The following is a 24,113-nucleotide window of genomic DNA, read 5'->3' as shown; positions in this document are numbered from 1 at the left end:
TCGGTCGAATCTCGCTAGTCGGCGATGCCGGAGAACGCGAGCACCTTGTCGATACGGACCCTGACCAGCAGTTCCCCCGGCACGCCGTTGCGGGCGCCGTACTCCTCGGCCCGGTCCTCGCCCATGTAACGGGCGGCGATCCGGGTGGCCCAGTGGCGGACCTGCTCCAGGTCGTCGATGAGTTCGGCGTGCCCCCGCAGGGTGACGAAGGCGAACGGCGGCCGGTCGTCGTCCACGCAGATGGCGACCCGGCCGTCCCGGGTCAGGTTGCGGCCCTTGACCGTGTCCTGACCTGTGTTGAAGACGAAGTCGTCACCGTCGAGCAGGAACCACACGGGGGCCAGATGCGGGCTCCCGTCGGCCCGCACGGTCGACAGCTTCGCGGTGCGGGTGCCCTCCAGCAGGAACTTCTGCCACTGATCCTTGGTCATGTTCTGTGCCATGTCCCCATCCTGCGTCAATCAGCGCACAACCGAGGGATGGCGGGCGGGGCGGGTTGCCCGGACGGCGGCAGTGAGAAAGGCTGTCACGCAGCTGACGGGGAATCGGGGAGGAGTCGGAAATGGCAGGGAGCAAGGGGCTCGACTGGTTACTGGACGACCTGACCGAGCGGATCGCGGAGATACGGCACGCGCTGGTGCTCTCCAACGACGGGCTGGTGACGGGGGCGAGCTCCACTCTGGTGCGCCAGGACGCCGAGCACCTGGCCGCGGTGGCCTCCGGCCTGCACAGCCTCGCCAAGGGGTCCGGGCTCCACTTCCGGACGGGCCGGGTGCGGCAGACGATGGTCGAGTTCGACGAGGGCGTCCTCTTCGTCATGGCGGCGGGGGACGGTAGCTGCCTGTGCGTGCTCACCGGTCCGGACGCCGATGTGGGGCAGGTCGCCTACGAGATGACGCTGCTGGTCAACCGGGTGGGGGAGCATCTGGGAGTCGAGGCCAGGCAGGAGAGCGGCGCACCCGGCTGATGCCGCGCGGGAGGTGTCGCGCACCCAGCTGATCCCCCCGCGCGGGAGTTATCCACAGGGCTGACGCACCGTCGTGCTTCGCGGCTATCGTCGTCACTGTCAGTGATTGAGGCAGTGCGGGGGAGGACGTCGTCATGGCAGTGCGCATGGGTCAGGAGCTGCTGGAGAGCCAGGAGCCCTGGAGCCCGGTGGAGCTCGGAGAGTCGAGCGTGCCGGGGCGGGCGAGCGGTCCGGGTCGGGCGAGTGTGCCGGGTCGGGGGAGCGGGCCGGGCGGCGGGTCGGCGGGGGCGGGCGGCCCGGAGGGCAGTGTCGCGTTCGGCGCGGCGGCGAGGGCGCTGGGGCTCAAGCCGCGCGAGTTCGAGCTGGCCGTGCAGCTGGGAGAGGTGCGGACCGTCACCACCGGCCTGGGACGGCGGGTGGCGCACGAGGAGCTGAGGCGGGTGACCGCCGACGAGGGCTTCCCGGAGGCGCTCATCGCCCGCCTGCGCGTGGTCGGCACGGCGGAGGGAGCGGAGCTGCTCGGCATCAGCCAGGGCCGCCTCACCCGTCTCGCACGCGGGGGTTTCTTCGCCCCGGTCCGGTTCTACGTCAACCGCTATCGGGCCGTCGTATGGCTCTATCCGGCCTCGGAGCTGACCGAGTTCGCCGCCCGGCAGCCCGAGTTGCTCAGCGGCCGTACCCCGCCGGGGCTGAGCGCCGCGCTGGCCGCCGGGGAGGACTGGCGGGCCGCGAAGTGGCGCAGCCGCAGGGTCGGCCAGCTCCTCGCCCGGACCGAGGATCCCTGGGAGCGGGCCGCGGTCCTGGCCTCGGTGCTGGGCTCCGTGGAACTGGCCTCCTCCGTGTCCGATCGTTACGAGCGGGCCCATCTGCGGGCGCTGCGCCCCGCGCTGGTCCGGACGCGCCCGGAGGCCGGAGCCGTCCGGGACGTCATCGACGCGGTGGTCACGGCCGACGATCCACGGGAGATCCGGCGCTATCGGGCCGCCCTTGCCTCCGCCCTGGAAGACGCCCGCCGGGCCCGGCCCGCGCCGCGCCCGGCCGCCGAGGCGGCGCGACCGCGGGATGACCGCACCCGGGCCCCGGGCCGCCCGCGGAGCCTGTGGCAGAAGCTGACCGGCAGGCTATGAGTGACCCGGCGGCCGGTGAGTGACCCGACGCGCGATAGGCGATTCCATGGGCGATGACTCGTTTCGGCGGGGGAATGCATCACGACGCGGCCCCGTGGTGCTCAGCCGCCGTCCGCGGCCCCTTCGGCGGGCCGCAGCGGGCGGAATAGCCCCTCCTGCACCACCGACACCAGGAGCCGGCCCGCACGGTCGTAGATCCGGCCGCGCGCCAGCCCCCGGCCGCCCGTGGCCACGGGCGACTCCTGTTCGTAGAGGAACCACTCATCGGTGCGGAACGGCCGGTGGAACCACATGGCGTGGTCGAGCGAGGCCATGTCGAAGCCCCGAGGGCCCCACAGCGGCTCGACCGGCACCCGCACCGCGTCCAGCAGCATCATGTCGCTCGCGTAGGTGAGCGCACAGGTGTGCACCAGCGGGTCGTCCCCGAGCGGCCCCACCGCGCGCATCCAGACGGCGCTGCGCGGCTCCGCGCCCTGGAGCTCCTCGTCCGTCCAGCGCAGCCGCTCCACATAGCGGATGTCGAAGGGCTGCCGGCGCTCCATGCGGGCGAACGCCTCGGGGAGCGTGCCCAGATGGGAGCGGACCTCGTCGGCGAGGCTCGGCAGACCTTCCGGCCCGGGCACCTCGGGCATCGGCAGCTGCTGCTCGATACCCGGCTCAGCGGAATGAAAGGAGGCCGTCAGATTGAAGATCGTGCGACCCTGCTGGATGGCGACGACCCGGCGGGTGGTGAAGGAGCGCCCGTCCCGGACCCGCTCCACCTGGTACACGATGGGCACACCCGGCCGCCCCGGCCGCAGGAAGTACGCGTGCAGGGAGTGCACCGGGCGGTGCCCGTCGGTGGTCCGCCCGGCGGCCACCAGCGCCTGGCCCGCCACCTGCCCGCCGAACACCCGCTGCAGCGACTCGTCGGGGCTGCGGCCGCGGAAGATGTCCAGCTCGATGCGTTCCAGATCGAGCAGGTCGACCAGGCGCTCGGCGGGATTGGTCATCGGTGGTGCTCCTTCACTGAGGGGGCCGGGCCGGTCCCCGGCGTGGACCGCCTCCAGGAGGCTACAACTGGCCCACGTCGGTGACCCGGACCACCGCCCGGCCCTCCTCGTCGGAGGCGGCGAGATCGACCTCGGCCGAGATGCCCCAGTCGTGGTCGCCGCTCGGGTCGTCGAAGGTCTGCCGCACCCGCCACAGACCGTGCTCGGCGTCCTCCTCGATCCGCAGCAGCTTCGGCCCGCGGGCCTGCGGTCCGGTCCCGAGTTCCTCGTACTCCTCCCAGTACCCGTCCATCGCCTCGGCCCAGGCGTCCTCGTCCCAGCCGGAGTCGGCGTCCAGCTCCCCGAGTTCGGCGACCCTGTCCAGCGCGGCCAGCTCCACCCGGCGGAACATCGCGTTGCGCACCAGCACGCGGAAGGCGCGGGCGTTCGCGGTGACCGGCCTGACCTGGTCGGCGCGCTCCTGCGCCTCCTCCGCCGACTCCTCCTCCGGGTTGGCCAGCTGCTCCCACTCGTCGAGCAGGCTGGAGTCGACCTGCCGCACCATCTCCCCGAGCCAGGCGACGATGTCCTGGAAGTCATCGGACTTCAGATCGTCCGGCACGGTGTGGTCCAGGGCCTTGTAGGCGCTGGCCAGGTAGCGCAGCACGATGCCCTCGGTGCGCGCCAGATCGTAGAACGAGACGAACTCGGTGAAGGTCATCGCCCGCTCGTACATGTCGCGGATCACCGACTTGGGCGACAGCGGATGATCGCCGACCCACGGGTGGCTCTTGCGGTAGAGCCCGTAGGCGTGGGAAAGCAGCTCCTCCAGCGGCTTGGGGTAGGAGATGTCCTGGAGCCGCTCCATGCGCTCCTCGTACTCGACGCCGTCCGCCTTCATCGCGGCGACGGCCTCACCGCGCGCCTTGTTCTGCTGCGCCGCCAGGATCTGCCGGGGGTCGTCCAGCGTCGACTCGACGACCGAGACCATGTCCAGGGCGTAGGAGGGCGATTCGGGGTCCAGCAGCTCGAAGGCGGCCAGCGCGAAGGTGGACAGCGGCTGGTTGAGCGCGAAGTCCTGCTGCAGGTCCACCGTCAGCCGGATGACCGGGCCGGCCCCGTGCTCACCGTCGGCGCCCTGTGGCTCGACCCGCTCGACCACCCCGCCGTCCAGCAGCGAGCGGTAGATCGCGATCGCCCGGCGGATGTGCCGCAGCTGGTTCTTGCGCGGCTCGTGGTTGTCCTCCAGCAGGCGGCGCATCCCCTCGAAGGAGTCGCCGGGACGCGCGATGACCGACAGCAGCATGGCGTGGGTGACCCGGAACCGGGAGGTGAGCGGCTCGGGTTCGGAGGCGATGAGCTTTTCGAAGGTGTTCTGGCCCCAGTTGACGAAGCCCTCCGGCGCCTTCTTGCGGACCACCTTGCGCCGCTTCTTGGGATCGTCCCCGGCCTTCGCGAGTGCCTTCTCGTTCTCGATGACGTGCTCGGGCGCCTGGGCCACCACAAAGCCCGCGGTGTCGAAGCCGGCCCGCCCGGCCCGGCCCGCGATCTGGTGGAACTCCCGGGCCCGCAGTGTCCGCACCCGCTGGCCGTCGTACTTGGTCAGCGCGGTGAACAGCACCGTGCGGATGGGCACATTGACGCCCACCCCCAGGGTGTCCGTACCGCAGATGACCTTGAGCAGCCCGGCCTGCGCCAGTTTCTCCACCAGCCGCCGGTACTTGGGCAGCATGCCCGCATGGTGCACGCCGATCCCGTGCCGGACGTAACGGGACAGGTTCCGGCCGAACTTGGTGGTGAACCGGAAATTGCCGATCAGCGAGGCGATCTCGTCCTTCTCGGCGCGCGAGCACATGTTGATGCTCATCAGCGCCTGGGCCCGCTCGACCGCCGCCGCCTGGGTGAAGTGCACGATGTAGACGGGCGCCTGCTGGGTCTCCAGCAGCTCGGTCAGCGTCTCGGTCAGCGGTGTCGTCCGGTACTCGTAGCTCAGCGGTACCGGCCGGGTCGCGGACCGTACGACCGCGGTGGGCCGCCCGGTGCGCCGGGTCAGGTCCTCCTCGAACCGGCTCACATCCCCCAGCGTCGCCGACATCAGGATGAACTGCGCCTGCTCCAGCTCCAGCAGCGGGATCTGCCACGCCCAGCCCCGGTCCGGCTCCGCATAGAAGTGGAACTCGTCCATCACCACCTGACCGATATCCGCGTCCTTGCCGTCCCGCAGGGCGATGGACGCCAGCACCTCGGCCGTACAGCAGATGACCGGCGCGTCCGCGTTCACCGACGCGTCCCCGGTCAGCATCCCGACGTTCTCGGTGCCGAAGAGCTTGCACAGCTCGAAGAACTTCTCCGATACCAGGGCCTTGATCGGCGCGGTGTAGAAGGTGACCTCGTCGCGGGCGAGCGCGGCGAAGTGGGCACCCGCCGCGACCAGGCTCTTGCCCGAGCCGGTGGGGGTGGACAGGATCACATTCGCCCCGGACACCACCTCGATCAGCGCTTCCTCCTGGGCGGGGTACAGCGAGATGCCCCGCTCCTCGACCCAGGTGGAGAACGCCTCGAAAAGTGCGTCGGGGTCGGCGTCGCTCGGCAGCTGATCGATAAGAGTCACGCACCTATACTGCCTGGTTTCCCCGCCGGGACGGGAACCGGCCGTGCGGACGAAGATCGTCCGCGGCTAGGCTGTGCCGCGCCGAAGCAGTCAACTCCCGCATGCGAGCGGGGAAGAACAGGGGCGGGGTACGACCATGATGGGACCGGCGCATTCGCTGTCCGGGGCGGCGGCCTGGCTGGGGGTGGGGGCGGCGGCCGCGGCGGCCGACCACGCGATGCCCTGGCCGGTGCTGGTCGCCGGCGCGCTGATCTGCGCGGGAGCGGCGCTCGCCCCCGACCTCGACCACAAGGCGGCGACCATATCGCGCGCCTTCGGGCCCATCTCACGGGGACTGTGCGAGGTGATCGACAAAATCTCGCACTCGGTGTACCAGGCGACCAGGAAGGCGGGCGACCCGCGCCGCTCGGGCGGTCACCGCACCCTCACCCACACCTGGGTATGGGCGGTGCTGATCGGCGCCGGAGCCTCGGCGCTCGCCATGGTCGGCGGCCGCTGGGCGGTGCTCGGCATCCTCTTCGTCCATATGGTGCTGGCCGTCGAGGGGCTGCTGTGGCGCGCGGCGCGGGTCTCCAGCGACGTCCTGGTGTGGCTGCTCGGGGCGGCCAGCGCCTGGATCCTCGCCGATGTGCTGCACAAGCCGGGCAACGGTTCGGACTGGCTGTTCGGCGCACCGGGCCAGGAGTACCTCTGGCTCGGGCTGCCGATCATCCTCGGCGCCCTGGTCCACGACATCGGGGACGCGCTCACCGTCTCCGGCTGCCCGATCCTGTGGCCCATCCCGATCGGCCGCAAGCGCTGGTACCCGGTCGGCCCGCCGAAGGCGATGCGTTTCCGGGCCGGCAGCTGGGTCGAGCTGAAGGTGCTGATGCCCGTCTTCATGCTGCTCGGCGGGATGGGCGGGCTGGCCGCCCTCGGCGTCATCTGACTCCCGGAGGGGGCCGGGCCGCCCGTGCCGGGGCCCGGCTCCCCTCACTGGTGCCAGGAGCGCCACAGCGCGGCATAGGCCCCGTCCGCGGCCAGGAGTTCCTCATGGCTGCCCAGCTCGGTGATCCGCCCGCTCTCCACCACGGCGATCACATCCGCGTCATGCGCGGTGTGCAGCCGGTGGGCGATCGCCACCACGGTGCGGCCCTCCAGCACCCGGCCCAGCGACCGCTCCAGATGGCGCGCCGCCCGCGGGTCCAGCAGCGAGGTGGCCTCGTCCAGCACCAGCGTATGGGGATCGGCGAGCACCAGCCGGGCCAGCGCGATCTGCTGCGCCTGTGCGGGGGTGAGCGCGAGACCGCCGGACCCGACCTCGGTGTCCAGGCCCTCGTCCAGCGCGCGGGCCCAGCCGTCGGCGTCCACCGCGCCCAGCGCCGCCCACAGCTCGGCGTCCTCGGCGAAGGAGCGGGCCAGCAGCAGATTGTCACGCAGCGAGCCCACGAAGACATGGTGCTCCTGGTTGACCAGGGCCACGTGCTCACGGACCCGCTCGGCCGGCATCCGGGCCAGCTCCGCCCCGCCCAGCGTCACCCTGCCGGTGCGCGGGGAGTAGATCCCGGCCAGCAGCCGCCCCAGGGTGGACTTGCCCGCCCCGGACGGGCCCACCAGCGCCAGCCGCGTCCCCGGGGGCACCTTCATGGACACCTCGTGCAGCACGTCGCTGCCCTCGCGGTAGCCGAACCGCACCTCGTCCGCCCGCACCTCACGGCCGCCGGGGACCACCCCCTCGTCGGCGCGGTCCTCCTCGATCTCCCGCACCCCCACCAGCCGGGCCAGCGACACCTGCGCGACCTGCAGCTCGTCGTACCAGCGCAGGATGAGCCCGATCGGTTCGACCAGCATCTGCGCCAGCAGCGCCCCGGTGGTCAGCTCACCGATCGACATCCAGCCCCGCATCACACACACGCCGCCGATCATCAGCACCGAGCCGGTGATCAGGGTGTAGCTGACATTGATCACCGGGAAGAGCACCGAGCGCAGCCAGAGCGTATAGCGCTCCCATGCCGTCCACTGCCGGATGCGCAGCTCGGACTGGGCGACCCGCCGGTCGCCCAGCCGGTGGGCCTCGATGGTCCGCCCGGCGTCCACGCTCTCGGTGAGGGACGCGGCCACCGCCGCGTAGCCGGCCGCCTCCGAGCGGTAGGCGCTCGGCGCGCGGCGGAAGTACCACCGGCAGCCGATCACGAGGAGCGGAAGCGCCACCAGCACCGCGAGACCCAGCGGCGGAGCGGTCAGGATCAGCGCGCCGAGCAGCAGCGCCGCCCACACCACGCCGATGGCGAGCTGCGGCACGGCCTCGCGCATCGCGTTCGCCAGCCGGTCGATGTCGGTGGTGATCCGGGACAGCAGATCCCCGGTCCCGGCCCGCTCCAGCACCCCCGGAGGCAGCCCCACCGACCGTACGAGGAAGTCCTCCCGCAGATCCGCCAGCATCCGCTCGCCCAGCACCGCCCCGCGCAGCCGCACCATCCGGACGAACGCGGTCTGTACCACCAGTGCCACCGCGAACAGCGCCACGGTGCGCCCGATATGGAGGTCCTCCGCGCCCGTGGAGAGGGCCTCGACCAGGCCGCCCAGCAGTTGCGGGCCGACCATGGAGGCGATCACGGCGATCGCGTTCACGACCATCAGCACGGTGAACGCGCCCCGGTGCCGCCGCAGCAGCTCCCGCACATAGGCCCGCACGGTGGTGGGGGTGCCGACCGGCAGCGTCGTCGCCGACTCCGGTGCGGCCGGGTCATAGGCGGGCGGTGCCACGCCGATCATGCCGACTCCTCGATCTGTTCCTCGGTCCGCCCGGTGCCCTGGAGTCCGTGGCCGTCCGGCCCGGTGCCCCCTCCGGCCCCGCGGGCGGCGGCCTCGCCGTCCGGTTCGCGGGTGACGACCGTGCGGTACGCGGGATCGGTGCTCAGCAGCTCGCGATGGGTGCCCGTCCCCGCCGCCTCGCCCTTGTGCACGAACACCACCCGGTCGGCCCGGTCCAGCAGCAGCGGGCTGGAGGTCATGACGACGGTCGTCCGGCCCGCCCGCAGCCGCCGCACCCCCTCGGCGATCCGCGCCTCGGTGTGCGAGTCCACCGCGGAGGTCGGCTCGTCGAGCACCAGCACCTCCGGGTCGGTCACCAGTGAGCGGGCCAGCGCCAGCCGCTGCCGCTGGCCACCCGACAGCGAGCGGCCGCGCTCGGTGATCCGGGCGCCCATGGGGTCGGCGTCCCCGGTGTCCGCCGCCGACGCCTGGGCCAGCGCGTCCAGCACATCGCCGCACTGGGCCGCCTCCAGCGCCTGCTCCGCCGAGACCTCGCCGGACCTCGGCACGTCCAGGAGCTCGGCGAGCGTGCCCGACAACAGCACCGGGTCCTTGTCCTGCACCAGCACCGCGGCGCGCGCCGCGGGAAGCACCACCTCGTCCAGGGCGACCCCGCCCAGCAGCGCCGAGGGCGCCCCGGCGCGCTCCCCCTCGTCCGGGCCGTCCGCCACGGGGTGCCCTCCGAGCCGGTCCGCCAGCCGCCCCGCCGCGTCCGGGTCGCCGCACACCACCGCGGTCAGCAGCCCGCTGGGCGCCAGCAGCCTGCTCGCCGGGTCGTAAAGGTCCCCGCCGAGCGGCGTGGCGTCCCGCGAGTCCGCCGGCCGTCCGTCCCGGTGCGCGGCGGCCACGCGCGGGGGCGGGGAGGAGCGCCGCAGCGCCAGAACCCGGGCCGCGCGCCGCGCGGAGGGCCGGGAGAAGGAGTACGCCATGGCGATCTCCTCGACGTGCCGCAGCGGGAAGAGCAGAAAGGTGACCGCGCTGTAGACGGTGACCAGCTCGCCCACCTCGATCCGCCCGTCGCGGGCCAGCGCCGCCCCGTACCAGACGACACCGATCAGCAGCAGCCCCGGCAGCGCGACCTGCACCGCAGCGATCAGCGCCCACATCCGCGCGCTGCGCACCGCCGCGATCCGCACCTCCTGCGAGGCACGCCGGTAGCGGCGGAGGAACAGCTCCTCGCCGCCGATGCCCCGCAGTACCCGCAGCCCGGCCACGGTGTCCGAGGCCAGTTCGGTCGCCCGGCCCGCCTTCTCCCGCTGCTCATCGGCCCGGCGCGTGGCACGCGGCAGCAGCGGCAGTACGGTCAGCGCCAGCGCGGGCACACCGACCGCCACCACCACTCCCAGCGCCGGCTGGTAGAGGACCAGGGCCACGCAGACCGCGACACTGGTGATCGCGGCCGCCGTGAAGCGGGACAGCGCCTCCACGAACCAGCCGATCTTCTCGACATCGCCCGTGGAGACGGCGACGACCTCGCCCGCCGCCACCTTCCGGGTGAGGGTGGACCCCAGCTCCACCGCCTTGCGGGCCAGCAGTTGCTGCACCCGGGCCGCCGCCGTGATCCAGTTGGTGACCGCCGCGCGGTGCAGCATGACATCGCCCAGCGCGGTGAGCACGGTGAGCCCCGCCATCAGCGCTCCGGCCGTCGCCAGCCGCGCGCCGGAGCGGTCCACGACCGCCTGCACACCGAAGCCGATGGCGAGGGGGAAGGACACCAGCGCCGCCATGTGCACCAGGCCCCACAGGGCCGCCTTGACCTGCCCGCCCAACTGATTCCGGCCCAGCCAGAGGAGGAACCGCGGACCTGACCGCACGTCGGGTCGGCCGGGATCGGGATACGGAAGATCGCGAATGTGCATGACGTCCCAAGGTCGGGCGGGCGGCGGAGGGATGACAGGAGACGTGACAGGTTGACGTTCCCCGTCGCGGAATTCAACTGGTTTTTCCGGGAGCGGCCGGAACACGCCAATCCCGCGTGCGGCGCTGTCGTAGGAGGGTGGGACCATGGGGGACATGCGAATTTCCGGCACGATGTCCATGCGTGCGGCGACCGCGGCCGCCGCTGCCCTCTTCCTCCTCACGGCCTGCGGCGACGGCGGCGGCGGGGACGACGGCGGCGCCAAGGGCGGAGACCACGGCCGGCAAGCGCTGCGCAGCGGGGCACCCGCGCCGGATCCCACGCGCATCCCGGACGTGGGGGACCGGCTCCAGTCCCGGATCCCGGACCAGTCCCGTCAGGTGGTGGCGGTCTACGGCAAGGGGGTGAACTCGGCGGACGCGACCGTGGTCCTCTACACCAAGCGGGGCAAGGAATGGGAGCGCACCCGCAGTTGGGCGGCGCACAACGGCAAGCGCGGCTGGACGACGAGCCATCACGAGGGCGACAAGCGCAGCCCGGTCGGCGTCTACACGCTCAGCGACGCGGGCGGTGTGCTGCCCGACCCCGGCGCCCGGCTGCCGTACACCTCCTCGGGCTCCTTCGCGGCCCCCCACTACTGGCCCAAGTCGCACTGGACCGACTTCGACTACGTCATCGCCATCGACTACAACCGCGTCAAGGGCACCTCACCGCTCGACCCGACCCGGCCCGAAGGCCAGAGCAAGGGCGGCAGCATCTGGCTGCACAGGGATCACGGCAGCGGCACCTCGGCCTGTGTCAGCCTGTCCAAGTCCGGTATGGAGTATCTGCTGAAGAACCTCGACCCCAAGCTGCACCCGGTGGTGGTCATGGGGGACAAGGCGCATCTGGCCGCCTGAGCGCGGCGCGGGCGCGGCCGGCCTCAGCAGCGGTGGTCCGGGGTCCCGGACAGGGTGTCCAGCAGCTCCTCCAGCACTTCGCGCTGCTGATCGCTGAGCGGTGCCAGGATGTCCTCCGCGGCGGCGCGCCGCGCCTCGCGCAGCGCGCGCAGCGTCGACCGCCCGGTGTCGGTCAGCTCGACGCGCACCACCCGGCGGTTGGACGGATCCGGGACGCGGCGCACCGAGCCGTGCGCCTCCAGGGCGTCCACCAGCGTCGTCACGGCGCGCGGGACCACCTCCAGGCGCTGGGCCAGATCCGCCATCCGTGGCGGCTGGTCGCCGTGGGCGAGGATGCGCAGCAGGCGGGACTGGGCGGGCGTGATGCCCAGCGGCTCCAAATGGCGCTTCTGGGCGCGGTGCAGTCTGCGGGTCAGGTGCAGCAGCCGCTCCGCGAGGAGGCCGGATGTCTCGGACGTGGGCATGATCGCAGCCTATCAGGACATTGTTCATTGTGAACATAGGTAACAATGAGCTATGCTCCCGGAGTCCGCGCCGGCGCGGCCACGGCGTCACCCTGCCGTCATCCGCGGCGGCCTCCCCGCTTCCAGAAGGAGCCCATGCACCCCGACATCCCCTCGTGGACCCCGTCCACCCAGGAGCCCGAGCAGCCCGCCCAGGTGCGGCGCATCCTCCCGCTCTTCCGCCCCTACCGCGGCCGCCTCGCCCTGGTCGGCCTGCTGGTCGGCGCCTCCGCACTGGTCTCGGTCGCCTCGCCGTTCCTGCTCCGGGAGATCCTCGACACCGCGATCCCCGACGGCCACACCGGACTGCTCAGCCTGCTCGCCCTCGGCATGATCGCCGCAGCCCTCGTCAACAGCGTCTTCGGCGTACTGCAGACCCTGATCTCCACCACCGTCGGCCAGCGGGTCATGCACGATCTGCGCACCGCCGTCTACGACCGGCTGCAGCGCATGCCGCTCGCCTTCTTCACCCGCACCCGCACCGGCGAGGTGCAGTCCCGGATCGCCAATGACATCGGCGGTATGCAGGCCACCGTCACCTCCACCGCGACCTCGCTGGTCTCCAACCTCACCAGCGTGGTCGCCACCGTCGTCGCGATGCTCGCGCTCGACTGGCGGCTGACCGTCGTCTCGCTGCTCCTGCTGCCGCTGTTCGTCTGGATCAGCCGCCGCGTCGGCGCCGAGCGCAAGAAGATCACCTCACAGCGCCAGAAGCAGATGGCGGCCATGTCCGCGATGGTCACCGAGTCCCTGTCGGTGAGCGGCATCCTGCTCGGTCGCACCATGGGCCGGTCCGCGTCCCTCACCCAGCGGTTCGCCCAGGAGTCCGAGCGCCTGGTGGACCTGGAAGTGCGGTCCAACATGGCCGGCCGCTGGCGGATGTCCACGATCGGCGTCGTCATGGCGGCGATGCCCGCGCTGATCTACTGGGCCGCGGGAATCGCACTCCAGGCCGGCGGCCCGGCCGTCTCCATCGGCACGCTCGTCGCCTTCGTCACGCTCCAGCAGGGGCTGCTGCGGCCCACGGTGAGCCTGCTGTCCACCGGTGTGCAGGTGCAGACCTCCCTCGCGCTCTTCGCCCGCATCTTCGAATACCTCGACCTGCCGATCGACATCGCCGAGCCCGCCGAACCGGTGCGGCTGGAGAAGGTGCGCGGCGAAGTCCGCTTCGACGGCGTCGACTTCGACTACGACGGCAAGGACCCCGGCACACCGAAGGACCCGGTGAAGGACACCTCCAAGGGCACCCTGCGCGGCATCGACCTGACCGTTCCCGCGGGCGGCAGCCTGGCGGTCGTCGGATCGACCGGGTCCGGCAAGACGACCCTGAGCTATCTGGTGCCACGGCTGTACGACGTGACCGGCGGCCGGGTGCTGATCGACGGGGTGGACGTCCGCGACCTGGACTTCGACACCCTCTCCCGAGCCGTCGGCGTCGTGTCCCAGGAGACCTGCCTCTTCCACGCCTCGGTCGCCGAGAACCTGCGCTTCGCCAAGCCCGACGCGACCGACGAGGAGATCGTGGCGGCGGCCGGGGCGGCCCAGATCCACGACCACATCGCCTCCCTCCCGGACGGCTACGACACCCTGGTGGGGGAGCGCGGCTACCGCTTCTCCGGCGGGGAGAAGCAGCGCCTGGCCATAGCCCGCACGATTCTGCGCGATCCGCCTGTCCTCATCCTCGACGAGGCCACCAGCGCCCTGGACACCCGCACCGAGCAGGCCGTCCAGCAGGCCATCGACGCCCTCTCGGCCGGCCGCACCACGATCACCATCGCCCACCGGCTCTCCACCGTGCGCGACGCGGACCAGATCGTCGTGCTCGACGGCGGCCGGATCGCCGAGCGCGGCACCCACGAGGAGCTGCTGGCGCGGGACGGGCGCTATGCCGCGCTGGTACGGCGCGACGCCCGCCTGTCGCCGGTGGCCCCCGCCGTCTAGGCTCCTCCTGGCGCGGGAATCCGTCCCGCGAGGGCCCGCCGGGCGCCGCCGCGCAGGGGGCGTCACGCGGCCGGGACACGACGCGCCGCCCGCGCGCCCGGACTGTCAAGATGAGCGAATGATCTATCCAGCCGATACAGACCAGTCGACTGCGGATCAGACACGGCTGTTACTGGTCGAGGACGACCGGGAAACCGCAGACATGCTGGCAGAACTGTTCAGTTCCGAGGGGTACCGGGTCGATGTGGCCTTCGACGGCCATCGGGGGCTTCACCTGGCTCTCGGCCGAGGACATCAGGTGCTGGTCGTCGACCGGATGCTTCCGGGCATCGACGGCCTGGACCTGGTGAAACGATTACGGCGGGTCGGGGTCACCACCCGGGTCCTGATGCTCACCGCCCTGGGGGAACTGGGCGACCGGGTCAGCGGACTCGACAGCGGCGCCGACGACTACCTGGTCAAACCGTTCGAGGTGGACGAGCTGCTGGCCAGGGTGCGGGCGCTGCACCGGCGCGACCTCTCCGGCGCCGAAGTGCTGCCGCTCGGCGAGGGACAGCTCGACCTCCAGCGCCGCGAGGTCCGCTTCGCCGACGGCCGGTGCGTCGAACTGTCCCTGCGGGAATGCGCGTTGCTGCACGCCCTGGCGGACGGCCCCAGGACGGTGCACGGCCGCTCGCACCTCCGCGAGCGGGTGTTTCCGGACACCTCGGCGGATTCCATCGTCGACACCTACGTCTACTACCTGCGGCGGAAACTGGGCCGCGAGGTCGTCCGCACCGTGCGCGGCAGCGGCTACCGGATGGGAACGCTGTGAAGACGCTTCCGACCCGTTCACCACGTCGTACGGCGCCGAGCCCGGAACGGCGAAGGCTCTCCGCCGCCCAGTGGACGATCACCTGGCGCATCTCCCTGGTGATGTCGGTGATCATGCTGCTGGTCGGGGCCATCGTCTATGGCGTCGTGCTGTTCGCCCAGCGCGCGGACGCCGAGCGCGAGACCCAGTGGGGCATCGACCACAACACCGTCGACAGCCCGCCGGTCTGTGTGTGGATGACCGTGGAGCGGGACGGAGCGATCAGCAGCACCCCCGGCATCCCCGCCGGGCTGCCCGTGCGGACCAGCCTGGACGCGGTCCGCAAGGGCGGACCTGCGGTGCTGGAACGGGTGGTGAGAGGCGGCGAGCAGTACACGGTGCGCACCGCCCGGCGCGGTTCGGAGGTCGTGCAGGCGGCGTACGGGGAACGTTTCCAGCGGGCCGACCGGAACCATCTGCTGCTGGCCTTCGCGGCGGCGGAGGCGGTCGGCCTGGCGCTCGTCGCGATCGCCAGCGGCCTGCTCGCCCGGCGGGCGATGACGCCGCTGTCCGAGGCCCTGGACCGGCAGCGGCGGTTTGTCGCCGACGCCAGCCACGAACTGCGCACCCCGCTGACCCAGTTGCACACCCGCGCGCAGCTTCTGGCCCGTCGCTCCGGCTCGGCGAGCCCCCAGCAGCTGGCCACCGACCTCCAGCGCCTGGTGACCGGGACCCGGCAGCTCGGTGACATCATCGACGACCTGCTGCTGTCCGCGCGGCTCTCCCGCTCGCCGGCGTCCCGCGAGCCGGTCGACCTCGCCGCGCTCGCCGAAGACGCGGTGGCCGCCGAGGACGTCCGGGCCCAGGCGATGGGGCTGACCGTGCGGCTGCGGCGCGCGCCGGGGCGGCATGTGGTGATGGGCACCGCGCCGGCGTTGCGCCGGGTGATCGCCGCGCTGGTCGACAACGCGATGGGGCACACCCCGCCCGGCGGCGAGGTCGTGGTGTCCGTGGAGGCCCCGCTGCCCGGCATCGTGTCGCTGTCCGTACGCGACACCGGCGTGGGGTTCGCACCGGAGGAGGCCGAGCGCATCTTCGAACGGTTCGCCAGGGGGACCGCCGGCCGGGGCAGACGGTTCGGGCTCGGCCTGGCGCTGGCCCGTGAGGTGGTCGAAAGCCATCGGGGGCGCATCTCCGCCGTCGGGCGGCCGGGACACGGTGCGCTGTTCACCGTGGAACTGCCCACGGGGCGGGCGGGGGAGATGATCCCGCGGCAGCGTGAGCGAGAGCGGCAGCGGCAGCGGAAGAGCCCGGAATGCCTCTCCACGGGAGCCCGGGCGCCGGATGGTCCGGGGCACTGACGCGTCCGGGCTCATGACCGGGCCCGTCTCCGGGCCAGGTCCGGGGCGTCTCCGGGCCGGGTCCGGGCTGTCTCCGGGCTGTCTCCGGGCCGGGTCCGGGCCGGGCCGGGGCCGGGGCCGGGACACCGGCCACGCCCGGGTACGGGGTGCCGGGGCCGCCGTCCGGGCCGGTGGCCGGGCGCTGGGTGCACGCTTCGGCCGTGGTGTTCCGGGGCCCCGCCCCCGGCGGGTGTCCGGGTACGCGGCCGACGCGTCGGCCAGCTTCCCGGCCGGGGCGTGGGCCGGGGCAACGGCCGGGCGGGTGGCTGGTGCGGTGGTCGGGGCAACGGCCGGCCGGTGGCCGGGTCAGCGGGCGGTGCGGTGGCCGGGTCAGCAGCCGGTGCGGTGGTCGGGGCAACGGCTGGGTCAGCGGCCGGGGCGTGGGCCGGGTCAGCAGCCGGGCCAGCGGCCAGGCCGGTGGCCGGGTCAGCAGCCGATGCGGTGGCCGGGTCAGTAGCCGATGCGGTGGCTGGGGCAGCGGCCGGGGCAACAGCCGAGCTAACGGCCGGGCGGGTGGCTGGGTCAGCGGCTGGTCCGGTGGCCGGGCCAACGGCCGGTGCGGTGGCCGGGTCAGCAGCCGATGCGGTGGTCGGGGCAACGGCTGGGCCAATAGCCGGGCCGGTGGCCGGGGCAACGGCCGGGCGGGTGGCCGGGGTAACGGCCGGGGCAACGGGCAGGTTCACGGTCGGGCTCACGAGGCGAGCCGTCCGCATCGGTCGAGCGCGCCGCGGTCGATGTCCTCGGCGAGCCCGGCCAGTGGCGACCCGGCGTCCCACACCAGCCGCGTCCGGCGCCACAACCGGCCGTTCGCCAGTCGTTTCCACACGATCCCCTGGCAGTGGTCACCCGGTGAGAGGAAGACACCGACCGCGTTCCCGGCGCTCACGATGGCCGCCGCGGTGGCCTGGTCGGCGCCGAAGTACCGGAACCGGGGGGTGAACCCGGCTCGTTCGCAGGCGATCCGCAGGCTCAGGCCGAGGCCGTCCGAGCGGTCACCCTGCGCGATCCAGACGTCCTCGGCCAGCTCCTCGAGGGCGAGCAGCGGCCGGTGGGCCAGCCGGTGGCCGGGGGCCAGCCCGATCAGCGCCGGTTCGGTGTCCAGATCGTGCACGGTGAAGTCGCGGACCTGGGGCGGCACGACGTCCGGGAACTCGCTGACGACCGCGAGCGCGATCTTCTCGGTGCGCAGCAGATCCAGCACGGCCTGCGAGGAGGGCTCCAGATAGGTGAGCTGTTCGTGGTGCGGCAGCCGCTCCCGGATGAGCGCGGCGATCCGGGGCACCCAGGGGTTGTCCACTCCGCCCAGCGCGACGGCCTGCGGCGGTTCGGCCGGCCGGGCCAGCGTCCTGGCGGTGGCGAGCAGATCGCCGAACTCGTCGAGCAACTTCTCGGCCCTCCCCAGCACATGGACGCCGAGTTCGGTCGGCACCACGCCCTGCGGGCGGCGTTGGAACAGCGGGCCGCCGAATTCCTGCTCGATGCGTCTGAGCTGGGTGGACAGGCCGGATTGCGCGATCTGGAGCCGGGCGGCCGCGTGGCTGATGCTGCCCGACTCAGCCACGGTGAGCACGATCCGCAGGTGGCGCAGATCCATATCCACTTCCTGCCTCCGTCTTCGATGGTCGCGGCCGGAAATATCCGATGACGAGCAGGGCACCGGCCAGGGACAGCAGCGCCGTCCACGCGGCGGTGACGTACATGGCGTGCAGATAGGCCCGGTCCGCGGCGGCGAGGAGATCGGGCCGGTCCAGCGACCTGGCCACCGCCCGGGTGGCCTCCGCGGAGTCCAGAGCGCGCTCCCGCGGCCCCGGGGCCAGGCCGTCGAGCGCGGGCCGGATGGTTCCGCGGTAGGCGGTGGCGAGCACGGAGCCGAGCACCGCCACCCCGAGCGTGCTGCCCACCGGCCGGGTGGCGGCGGCGACGGCCGCGCCGGCGCCGGTGTACCGCTGGGGCAGGGCGGCCATCATCTCCGCCGTCATCGGCGCGACCACCAGCCCGATGCCGGCGCCCTGCGCGAACAGGTCCCCGGCGATCCAGGCCACCGGGGTGTCCGCGGTGAAGAACACGAAGCCGCCGAAGGTCCCACCGGCGAGGAGGATCCCGGCGACCGCGCACCAGCGGACGGTCAGCAGCCGGGAGAGTGCGGGGGAGACCTGGTTGCCCAGGACGATGCCGCCCGCGGCGGCCGCCATCACGCCCCCGGCGGCCAGGGCCGACAGCCCGTGCACCCCCTGGAGGTAGAAGGCGCAGGTGAAAAGCTGTCCCGCCAGCCCGCAGAAGAGCAGCAGCAGGGTCACACTGCCGCCCGCGAAGCGCGCCTCGGTGAACAGGCGCACATCGAATCCCGGCGTCTCCCGGCGGCGCTGTGTCATCACCAGCACCGCCAGCAGGGCGAGCCCGGCGGCGATCGGCAGCAGCGCGGCCGGGCTCGTCCAGCCGGCCGGGCGGCCGCCCCGGATGACGCCGTACACCACAAGCCCCAGCCCCAGCACGGAGAGCGCCAGGGCCGAGGCGTCGAGCACCCTGCGCTCGGCGTAGAGCAGTTCGGGCACCAGCAGACCCGCGCCGGCCAGGCACACCGCCGCCACCGGAAGGTTGACGAGGAACACCGAGCCCCACCAGAACCGGGTCAGCAGCGCCCCGCCCACCACCGGTCCGAGCGCGACGGCCGCGCCGCCCGCGGAGGCCCAGACCGCGATCGCCCGGGTGCGCCGGGCCGGTGCGGTACCGCGGGTGACGATCGCCAGCGTGGCCGGAGTGATCAGCGCCCCGCCCGCGCCCATAAGGCCACGGGTGACGATCAGCTCCGTGGCCCCGGGCGAGAACGCGGCCAGCACGGAGGTGGCGGCCAGCAGCACCAGCCCGGCGACCAGGATCCGGCGCGGCCCGTAGCGGTCGGCCAGGGCGCCTCCGGTGAAGCTGCCCGCGGCGAAGACCAGTGAGTACGAGGCGTTGGCCCACGCCAGGTCCGCGGAGCTCGCCCCGAGCCCGCGGACCGGGTCGGCGAGGGTTTCCATCGCCACGTTGAGGACCGTGTTGTCCAGCAGGACCAGCGTCTGCGCCAGAACCGCCACCGCCACGGCCCACCACTGCCGGGCCGGGACGGCCGCGCCGTCGTCCTGCCCTCCCCCGGCGGGGGCGGCCGGCGCCGTGGGCCGGTGGCTCACCGGGCCAGCGCTCGCCGGCCCGCGACGACGGTCCGGGTGAGCTCCGCGACCCGCTGCCCGAGGTGTTCCGCGGTGGCGAGGTCGGACTTGTGCACCGTGCCCGACCTGTCGTCCACCGGGGACTGTGCCGCGGCGCCCTGGTAGAAGCCGAGCCGGTTCGGGTCGAACTCGCTGCCGGAGGAGGAGTTCCAGCCGGGCGCCAGGCCGAGGCTGACCCAGAGCATGCCGTGCTGGGCGGCGAGCGTGGCGAAATGGCCCAGGGTGCCGGCCTTGTCTCCCGCCATGGAGCCGGAGTTGGTGAAGCCCGCCGCCAGCTTGTCCTGCCAGCGGCGGGTGAGCCAGCGCCTGGCGCTGGCCTCGGCGAAGGCATGGAAGGCCGCCGAGGCCGTGCCCATGTAGGTGGGCGCGCCGAAGACGATCGCGTGGGCGTCGTCGAGCCGGAGCCAGTCCTCGTCGGTGATCCGGTCGACGAGGACGGTGGTGACCTCGGTGTGCGGCACCCGGCTCGCTCCGGCGCGTACCGCCTCTCCGAGCCTGGCGGTGTGACCCCGTCCGCCGTGACAGGCGATCGCGACGCGTACCGGGTCGGTCAAGGCGGACATACCAGCCTCCTCGGAAAAGCGGTTCCGGTTCGTGCGGAATAGCCGCCGGACAGCCTGTCAGAGAAATCTCAGAGGTTTCTCAGAGCCGCATAACCGCGAAGTTATGGAGATTCCATATCCACTCGTTTTCGCGGCGGCGTGCCATTCTGGCCCGGCAATCCCGAAGCACCGTCCGCCCGTTGGGAGAGGTGTGCCTGGAACATGACCGATACTGGTAAATCCTTCCGGATGCGGAGACTCTCGGCCGTGGGGGACGGAAGATATCTTTTCGTCCCGCTCGACCACAGTGTGTCCGACGGACCGGTGGTGCCCCAGGCCCGCTGGAACGGGCTGCTGAGGGCGGTGGTGGACGGGGGCGCGGACGCGGTCGTCGTCCACAAGGGCCGGGCCCGCACCATCGCACCGGCCGTCCTGCGCCACTGCGCCCTGGTGGTGCACCTGAGCGCCGGTACCGCGCACGCCGCCGACGCCGACGCCAAGGTGCTCGTCGGCGAGGTCGAAGAGGCGGTGCGGCTGGGCGCGGACGCGGTGAGCGTGCATGTGAACCTCGGCTCGGACACCGAACACCGGCAACTCGCCGACCTCGGGACCGTCGCGGCCTCCTGCGACGTCTGGAACATGCCGCTGCTCGCGATGATCTATCCGAGGGGGCCGCGGATCGCCGACCCGCACGACCCGGCGCTGCTCGCCCACGCGGTCAACATCGCCGCGGACCTCGGCGCCGACCTGGTGAAGACCTCGGTCGCGCTGCCGCTGGACCGGATGGCCGAGGTGGTGGACAGCAGCCCGCTGCCGGTCCTCGCCGCCGGCGGCCCGCCCGACGGCTCGGACCTGATCGGTCATGGAACCTCGCTGATGCTCGCCGGCTGCCGGGGCCTCGCGGTCGGCCGCCGGATCTTCTCCTCACCCTCGCCCGGCTCCCTGGTGGCGCGGCTCGCCGCCGTGGTCCACGCGGTCGAGACCGGAACGGCCCCCCACCCCCCGACGATTGCGACAGGTGCCGTATGAAGTTCGCCTGGATCGACCTCCGAACCGTTCCGCACGCGCGGCTGGAGTCCGTCGTGGACGCCGCCATCCACACCCGGATGCGGGGCGTGCTCTGCGATGACGAAGCCGTCCTCACATCGCTCCCCCCGACCGTCACCGCCGTCACCACCGCGACGGTGACCGAGGAGCGGCAGCTGCGCGACCTCGGCGCCGACACCGCCGGCTGGGTCGACGTCCACGACGAGCCCTCGCTGCGGCTGGCGTGCGCCGCCGCGGTCACCTTGCCCTGCACCGTGGTCCGCTTCGCCGACCCGACCAAGATCCCCCTGGAGATCGTGCTCGCCGCCGCGGACCGCGCGGCGGGCGAACTGGTCACCGTCTGCGCGGACCTGGAAGAGGCCGCCACCGTACTGGACGTGCTGGAACGCGGCTCGGACGGGGTCCTGCTGGCGCCCTCCGACGCGGCCGAGGTGTTCGCGCTGGCCCGGCTGCTGGAGGCCGGTTCCGAACCCCTGCCACTGACCACGCTGACCGTCGACGGCATCGAGCACCACGGGCTCGGCGACCGGGTGTGCGTGGACACCTGCACGCATTTCGCCGAGGACGAGGGCATCCTGGTCGGCTCGTACTCGACCGGCTTCATCCTGTGCTGCAGCGAGACCCATCCGCTGCCGTACATGCCGACCCGGCCGTTCCGGGTCAACGCCGGTGCCCTGCACTCCTATGTGCTCGGCCCGGAGAACCGCACCAACTACCTGAGCGAGCTGCGCTCGGGCAGCACCACGCTCGCCGTCAACGCCGAGGGCAGGACCCGGCCGGTCACGGTCGGCCGGGCCAAGCTGGAGTCCCGGCCGCTGCTGACCATCACCGCGCGGTCGGCCGAGGGCGTCGTGGTGAGCCTGACCGTCCAGGACGACTGGCATGTGCGGGTGCTCGGGCCCGGTGCGAAGGTCCACAACGTCACCGAACTGCGGCCCGGTGACGAACTGCTCGGCTACCTGGCCACCGACCAGCGCCATGTGGGCTTCCCCATCGGCGAGTTCTGCAGGGAAAACTGATGACCGCCGGAATGCGGGAGCTCCTCGAGGCGCTGTTCGACGCCCACCCCGGCGAGCTGCCCTATCTGGTCCACGGCGAGCATCCGGTGAGCCGTGCCGAGGTCCGGGACGCCGTGGCCAGGGAGGCGGACGTCTTCGCCGGGCACGGCGTCGGCGAGGGGCGTACGGTGATGCTCCGGATACCGCCCAGCTTCACCCAGATCGAGGTGCTGTTCGCGCTGTGGCGGCTGGGCGCCCAGGTGATGCTGGTCGACCACCGGCTCAAACCGTCCGAAGTGGACGCCCTGCGCTCGGTGTGCCACCCGCAGTTCATGGTCAGCGCCGGTACGGCGGGCCGCTCGCCGCTCAGGTTCGAACCCCGTTACGAGGTGGTCACCTCGCGCTGTCCGGGCGGACGCGCCGCGGCGACCGCGCACCGGCTGGTGCAGTTCAGCTCGGGCTCGACCGGGCTGCCCAAGGTGATCGGACGGACCGCGGACTCCCTGGCGGCCGAGATCGACCGGTTCACCCGGATCGAGGGGATGCCCGCCCCGGGCGAACGGGTGCTGCTGCTCAGCTCCACCGCGCACAGTTTCGGCCTGATCGCCGGGGTGCTGCACGCGCTCGCGGTGGGCGTGTCCGCGGTGTTCGCCCGGCGGGTGTCCGCCAGGGACATCCTCGTCGCCGCCGGGCGCCACGACGTCCACCTGATCTTCGGCACGCCGTTCCACTACGAACTGCTGGGCACCGCCCGGGAGCTGCCCGCGCTGCCCGCCCTGCGCGCGGCAGTCTCCGGTGGGGAGATCATGCCGCCCGAGACCGCCGCGCGGTTCGCCGGCCGGTTCGGCATCGGGGTCGGCGAATCGTACGGGACCACCGAGACGGGTGTGATCGCGATGGAGGTGAGCGGCGCCGCACGGCCCGCCGTCGGCCCGGCGGCGCCCGGTGTGCGGCTCCGCGTCCACGAGGGCGAGCTGGAGGTGTGGCTGCCGGACGGCTCACCGTATCTGCACGGCTCCGGCGGCGACCGGTACGCCGACGGCTGGCTGCGCACCCGGGACCGGGCCGAGTTGGACGCCTCCGGCGCCGTGCGGCTGCTGGGCCGCGGCGACTCCCTCGTGGTCATCGGCGGCCTCAAGGTCGATCTGACCGAGGTGGAGACCGTGCTGCGGGAGCACCCCCGGGTCAGCGGGGCCGTGGTGGTGCACGCCGGTGTCACCGAAGCCTATGTGGCCACCGGACCGGACGGCCCCGCGGCCGGGGAACTGCTGCGCTGGTGCCGGGAGCGGCTGGCCGACTACAAGGTGCCGCGCGTCGTCCACGTCCTCCCGGACCTGCCCCGCACCTCCAACGGCAAGCTCGTCAGGCACCGGGAGGCGCTGCTCGCCCGCTCCGCCCGAGGCTGACGGCCCCCCTTTTTCTCCTTTCGACCTCGCATCTGTCGACCACCTCAAAACCTTTGTCAGAGAAAGGTTGCCCCCATGCAGACGGCCTTGCAGAAGGAGATCCGCCAATTCGTGCTCAGCACGATCAGCGAGGACATGAACCATCCGCTCGACACGGACGAGATCACCGATGACAGCCCCATGGGCACCGGCGGCATCGACATCGATTCGCTGGGCCTGATCGAGCTGGTCCTGCGGCTGGAGCGCCGGTTCCACGTGAAGTTCCCGGACAGCGATATCGAACAGGCCGGTGCGATGAACCTCGGCGAGCTGGTGAACGAGGTCGTCGAGCGCGGCGGCACGGTATGACCGCGGAATCCGGGGCCCGGCCGCGGATCACCGCCGGCGCGGTGCGCGAGCTGCTGTCCGACCCCAAGATCTTCTCCGAACTGCCGGCCGGCCTGGACGACGACGCGGACCTCGCGCTGGACTCGCTCGGGCTGGTGTGGTTCCTGCACCAGCTGGAGCTGCGCTACGGCCTGGAGGTCGAGCCGAGCGAGGCGTTCCTCGCCGAATTCACCTCGATACGCCGGATCACCGAGTACCTGGCGGACGTCCATGAGCCGTGAGGTGCTGCTCACCGGATTCGGGGTGCGGACGGCCTTCGGCAGCGGGGCGGACCCGCTGCGGGAGGGCGTGTTCGACGGGCGGCCCGCGTTCGCGCCGATCACCCGCTTCGACACCGGCCCGTACCGGACCGGCGTGGCCGCCACCGGCGGCGGGGCCGCCCCGCTGCGGGAGGTGCTGGCGGAAGTCGCCGGGGCGGCGGCCGGCATGGCCGGGCTGCGGACGGGCGCGGAGGCCGCCGTCCTGGTGGGCACCGCGGGTGACTTCACCGGCCTGACCCGCTTCTGGCGCGGCCCGGACGCGCCTGGCTCCGCCGGCCCCGGCCCCGGCCCCTCCGTCGGTGCCGCGGGGGCCGCGTCCGCGCGGTCCGTGCCCGAGGAGGCCGCGTCGGTGGGGCCGGTGTCCCCTGGGGCCGCGTCGGTGGGGCCTGGGGCCGTGTCGGCGG

The 24,113-nt window shown here is 72.7% G+C and carries 21 protein-coding genes and 1 pseudogene; 13 read left to right on the top strand and 9 right to left on the bottom strand.

Going from position 1 to position 24,113, the window contains the following annotated elements; genetic code table 11:
- Positions 1-14: 14 nt before the first annotated feature.
- The gene (locus tag AXW62_RS24750) at positions 15-443 is read right to left on the bottom strand and encodes a PPOX class F420-dependent oxidoreductase (protein ID WP_060946439.1); all 429 of its coding nucleotides are present in this window, start codon (positions 441-443) and stop codon (positions 15-17) included.
- A gap of 119 nt (positions 444-562) precedes the next feature.
- On the opposite strand from AXW62_RS24750, the gene AXW62_RS24745 reads away from it, so the two are divergent.
- Positions 563-967: a roadblock/LC7 domain-containing protein gene (locus tag AXW62_RS24745; RefSeq protein WP_060946438.1), complete on the top strand. Its 405-nt coding sequence runs from the start codon at positions 563-565 to the stop codon at positions 965-967.
- Between the two features lie 134 nt (positions 968-1,101).
- Positions 1,102-2,094 carry a DUF6397 family protein gene (locus AXW62_RS24740; protein WP_060946437.1) on the top strand — a complete coding sequence of 331 codons (993 nt, stop codon included), beginning with the start codon at positions 1,102-1,104 and terminating at the stop codon, positions 2,092-2,094.
- 101 nt (positions 2,095-2,195) lie between these two features.
- Here AXW62_RS24740 and AXW62_RS24735 read toward each other — a convergent pair whose 3' ends face one another.
- Together AXW62_RS24735 and AXW62_RS24730 are read right to left on the bottom strand one after the other, a co-directional pair.
- Positions 2,196-3,086, bottom strand: coding sequence for an acyl-CoA thioesterase (locus tag AXW62_RS24735; RefSeq protein ID WP_030833989.1), 891 nt, complete (start codon positions 3,084-3,086; stop codon positions 2,196-2,198).
- A 61-nt stretch (positions 3,087-3,147) separates the two neighbouring features.
- Complete coding sequence (locus AXW62_RS24730) at positions 3,148-5,676, bottom strand: DEAD/DEAH box helicase (protein ID WP_060946436.1); 2,529 nt, start codon at positions 5,674-5,676, stop codon at positions 3,148-3,150.
- 136 nt (positions 5,677-5,812) lie between these two features.
- Here AXW62_RS24730 and AXW62_RS24725 point away from each other — a divergent pair, with 136 nt between their 5' ends.
- A complete protein-coding gene (locus AXW62_RS24725; protein WP_060946435.1) occupies positions 5,813-6,604 on the top strand; it encodes a metal-dependent hydrolase in 792 nt (263 codons plus the stop codon).
- 44 nt (positions 6,605-6,648) lie between these two features.
- Here the strand turns inward: AXW62_RS24725 and AXW62_RS24720 are convergent, their stop codons facing one another.
- Together AXW62_RS24720 and AXW62_RS24715 are read right to left on the bottom strand one after the other, a co-directional pair.
- The gene (locus AXW62_RS24720) at positions 6,649-8,430 is read right to left on the bottom strand and encodes an ABC transporter ATP-binding protein (RefSeq protein WP_060946434.1); all 1,782 of its coding nucleotides are present in this window, start codon (positions 8,428-8,430) and stop codon (positions 6,649-6,651) included.
- On the bottom strand, positions 8,427-10,328 hold the full coding sequence (locus AXW62_RS24715) for an ABC transporter transmembrane domain-containing protein (protein WP_060946433.1): 1,902 nt from the start codon (positions 10,326-10,328) through the stop codon (positions 8,427-8,429). Before AXW62_RS24715 ends, AXW62_RS24720 begins: the two co-directional genes overlap by 4 nt.
- 154 nt (positions 10,329-10,482) lie before the next feature.
- On the opposite strand from AXW62_RS24715, the gene AXW62_RS24710 reads away from it, so the two are divergent.
- Complete coding sequence (locus AXW62_RS24710) at positions 10,483-11,226, top strand: L,D-transpeptidase family protein (protein WP_060946445.1); 744 nt, start codon at positions 10,483-10,485, stop codon at positions 11,224-11,226.
- 23 nt (positions 11,227-11,249) lie between these two features.
- On the opposite strand, the gene AXW62_RS24705 is transcribed toward AXW62_RS24710, so the two are convergent.
- Positions 11,250-11,690 carry a MarR family winged helix-turn-helix transcriptional regulator gene (locus AXW62_RS24705; protein WP_060946432.1) on the bottom strand — a complete coding sequence of 147 codons (441 nt, stop codon included), beginning with the start codon at positions 11,688-11,690 and terminating at the stop codon, positions 11,250-11,252.
- 135 nt (positions 11,691-11,825) lie between these two features.
- On the opposite strand from AXW62_RS24705, the gene AXW62_RS24700 reads away from it, so the two are divergent.
- The 3 genes from AXW62_RS24700 (at position 11,826) to AXW62_RS24690 (ending at position 15,824) form a co-directional block, all read left to right on the top strand.
- Positions 11,826-13,670, top strand: coding sequence for an ABC transporter ATP-binding protein (locus tag AXW62_RS24700; RefSeq protein WP_060946431.1), 1,845 nt, complete (start codon positions 11,826-11,828; stop codon positions 13,668-13,670).
- Positions 13,671-13,788: 118 nt separating this feature from the next.
- Complete coding sequence (locus AXW62_RS24695) at positions 13,789-14,484, top strand: response regulator transcription factor (RefSeq protein ID WP_102865675.1); 696 nt, start codon at positions 13,789-13,791, stop codon at positions 14,482-14,484.
- Positions 14,481-15,824: a sensor histidine kinase gene (locus AXW62_RS24690; protein ID WP_060946430.1), complete on the top strand. Its 1,344-nt coding sequence runs from the start codon at positions 14,481-14,483 to the stop codon at positions 15,822-15,824. The genes AXW62_RS24695 and AXW62_RS24690 overlap by 4 nt, the downstream gene beginning before the upstream one ends.
- Positions 15,825-16,554: 730 nt before the next feature.
- Here AXW62_RS24690 and AXW62_RS24685 read toward each other — a convergent pair.
- Genes AXW62_RS24685 through AXW62_RS24675 form a run of 3 tightly spaced genes read right to left on the bottom strand, consistent with a single transcriptional unit; the run spans position 16,555 to position 19,632 of the window.
- Entirely contained in the window at positions 16,555-17,457 is a 903-nt protein-coding gene (locus AXW62_RS24685; RefSeq protein ID WP_060946429.1) for a LysR family transcriptional regulator, read from the bottom strand.
- Positions 17,417-19,030, bottom strand: a complete 1,614-nt coding sequence (locus AXW62_RS24680) for an MFS transporter (RefSeq protein ID WP_079115775.1) — start codon at positions 19,028-19,030, stop codon at positions 17,417-17,419. The genes AXW62_RS24685 and AXW62_RS24680 overlap by 41 nt, the downstream gene beginning before the upstream one ends.
- Positions 19,027-19,632, bottom strand: a complete 606-nt coding sequence (locus AXW62_RS24675; protein WP_030834020.1) for a flavodoxin family protein — start codon at positions 19,630-19,632, stop codon at positions 19,027-19,029. Before AXW62_RS24675 ends, AXW62_RS24680 begins: the two co-directional genes overlap by 4 nt.
- Positions 19,633-19,833: 201 nt before the next feature.
- Here AXW62_RS24675 and AXW62_RS24670 point away from each other — a divergent pair, with 201 nt between their 5' ends.
- The 6 genes and pseudogenes from AXW62_RS24670 to AXW62_RS24645 all read left to right on the top strand — a co-directional run.
- Complete coding sequence (locus AXW62_RS24670; protein ID WP_078962091.1) at positions 19,834-20,640, top strand: 2-amino-3,7-dideoxy-D-threo-hept-6-ulosonate synthase; 807 nt, start codon at positions 19,834-19,836, stop codon at positions 20,638-20,640.
- Positions 20,637-21,677: a 3-dehydroquinate synthase II family protein gene (locus tag AXW62_RS24665; RefSeq protein ID WP_060946428.1), complete on the top strand. Its 1,041-nt coding sequence runs from the start codon at positions 20,637-20,639 to the stop codon at positions 21,675-21,677. The genes AXW62_RS24670 and AXW62_RS24665 overlap by 4 nt, the downstream gene beginning before the upstream one ends.
- Positions 21,677-23,062: a class I adenylate-forming enzyme family protein gene (locus tag AXW62_RS24660; RefSeq protein WP_060946427.1), complete on the top strand. Its 1,386-nt coding sequence runs from the start codon at positions 21,677-21,679 to the stop codon at positions 23,060-23,062. Before AXW62_RS24665 ends, AXW62_RS24660 begins: the two co-directional genes overlap by 1 nt.
- Positions 23,063-23,137: 75 nt before the next feature.
- A complete protein-coding gene (locus AXW62_RS24655; protein WP_030834033.1) occupies positions 23,138-23,410 on the top strand; it encodes an acyl carrier protein in 273 nt (90 codons plus the stop codon).
- Positions 23,407-23,670 carry a phosphopantetheine-binding protein gene (locus AXW62_RS24650; RefSeq protein ID WP_060946426.1) on the top strand — a complete coding sequence of 88 codons (264 nt, stop codon included), beginning with the start codon at positions 23,407-23,409 and terminating at the stop codon, positions 23,668-23,670. The genes AXW62_RS24655 and AXW62_RS24650 overlap by 4 nt, the downstream gene beginning before the upstream one ends.
- Positions 23,660-24,113 (top strand): annotated as a pseudogene (locus AXW62_RS24645) (beta-ketoacyl-[acyl-carrier-protein] synthase family protein); the annotation flags it as partial. The gene AXW62_RS24650 and the pseudogene AXW62_RS24645, both read left to right, overlap by 11 nt.

The organism is Streptomyces hygroscopicus subsp. hygroscopicus (genome assembly GCF_001553455.1).
GTDB lineage: Bacteria > Actinomycetota > Actinomycetes > Streptomycetales > Streptomycetaceae > Streptomyces > Streptomyces hygroscopicus.
Note: the sequence above shows the minus strand (reverse complement) of the source record. Positions and strands in the feature narration are given on the sequence as shown.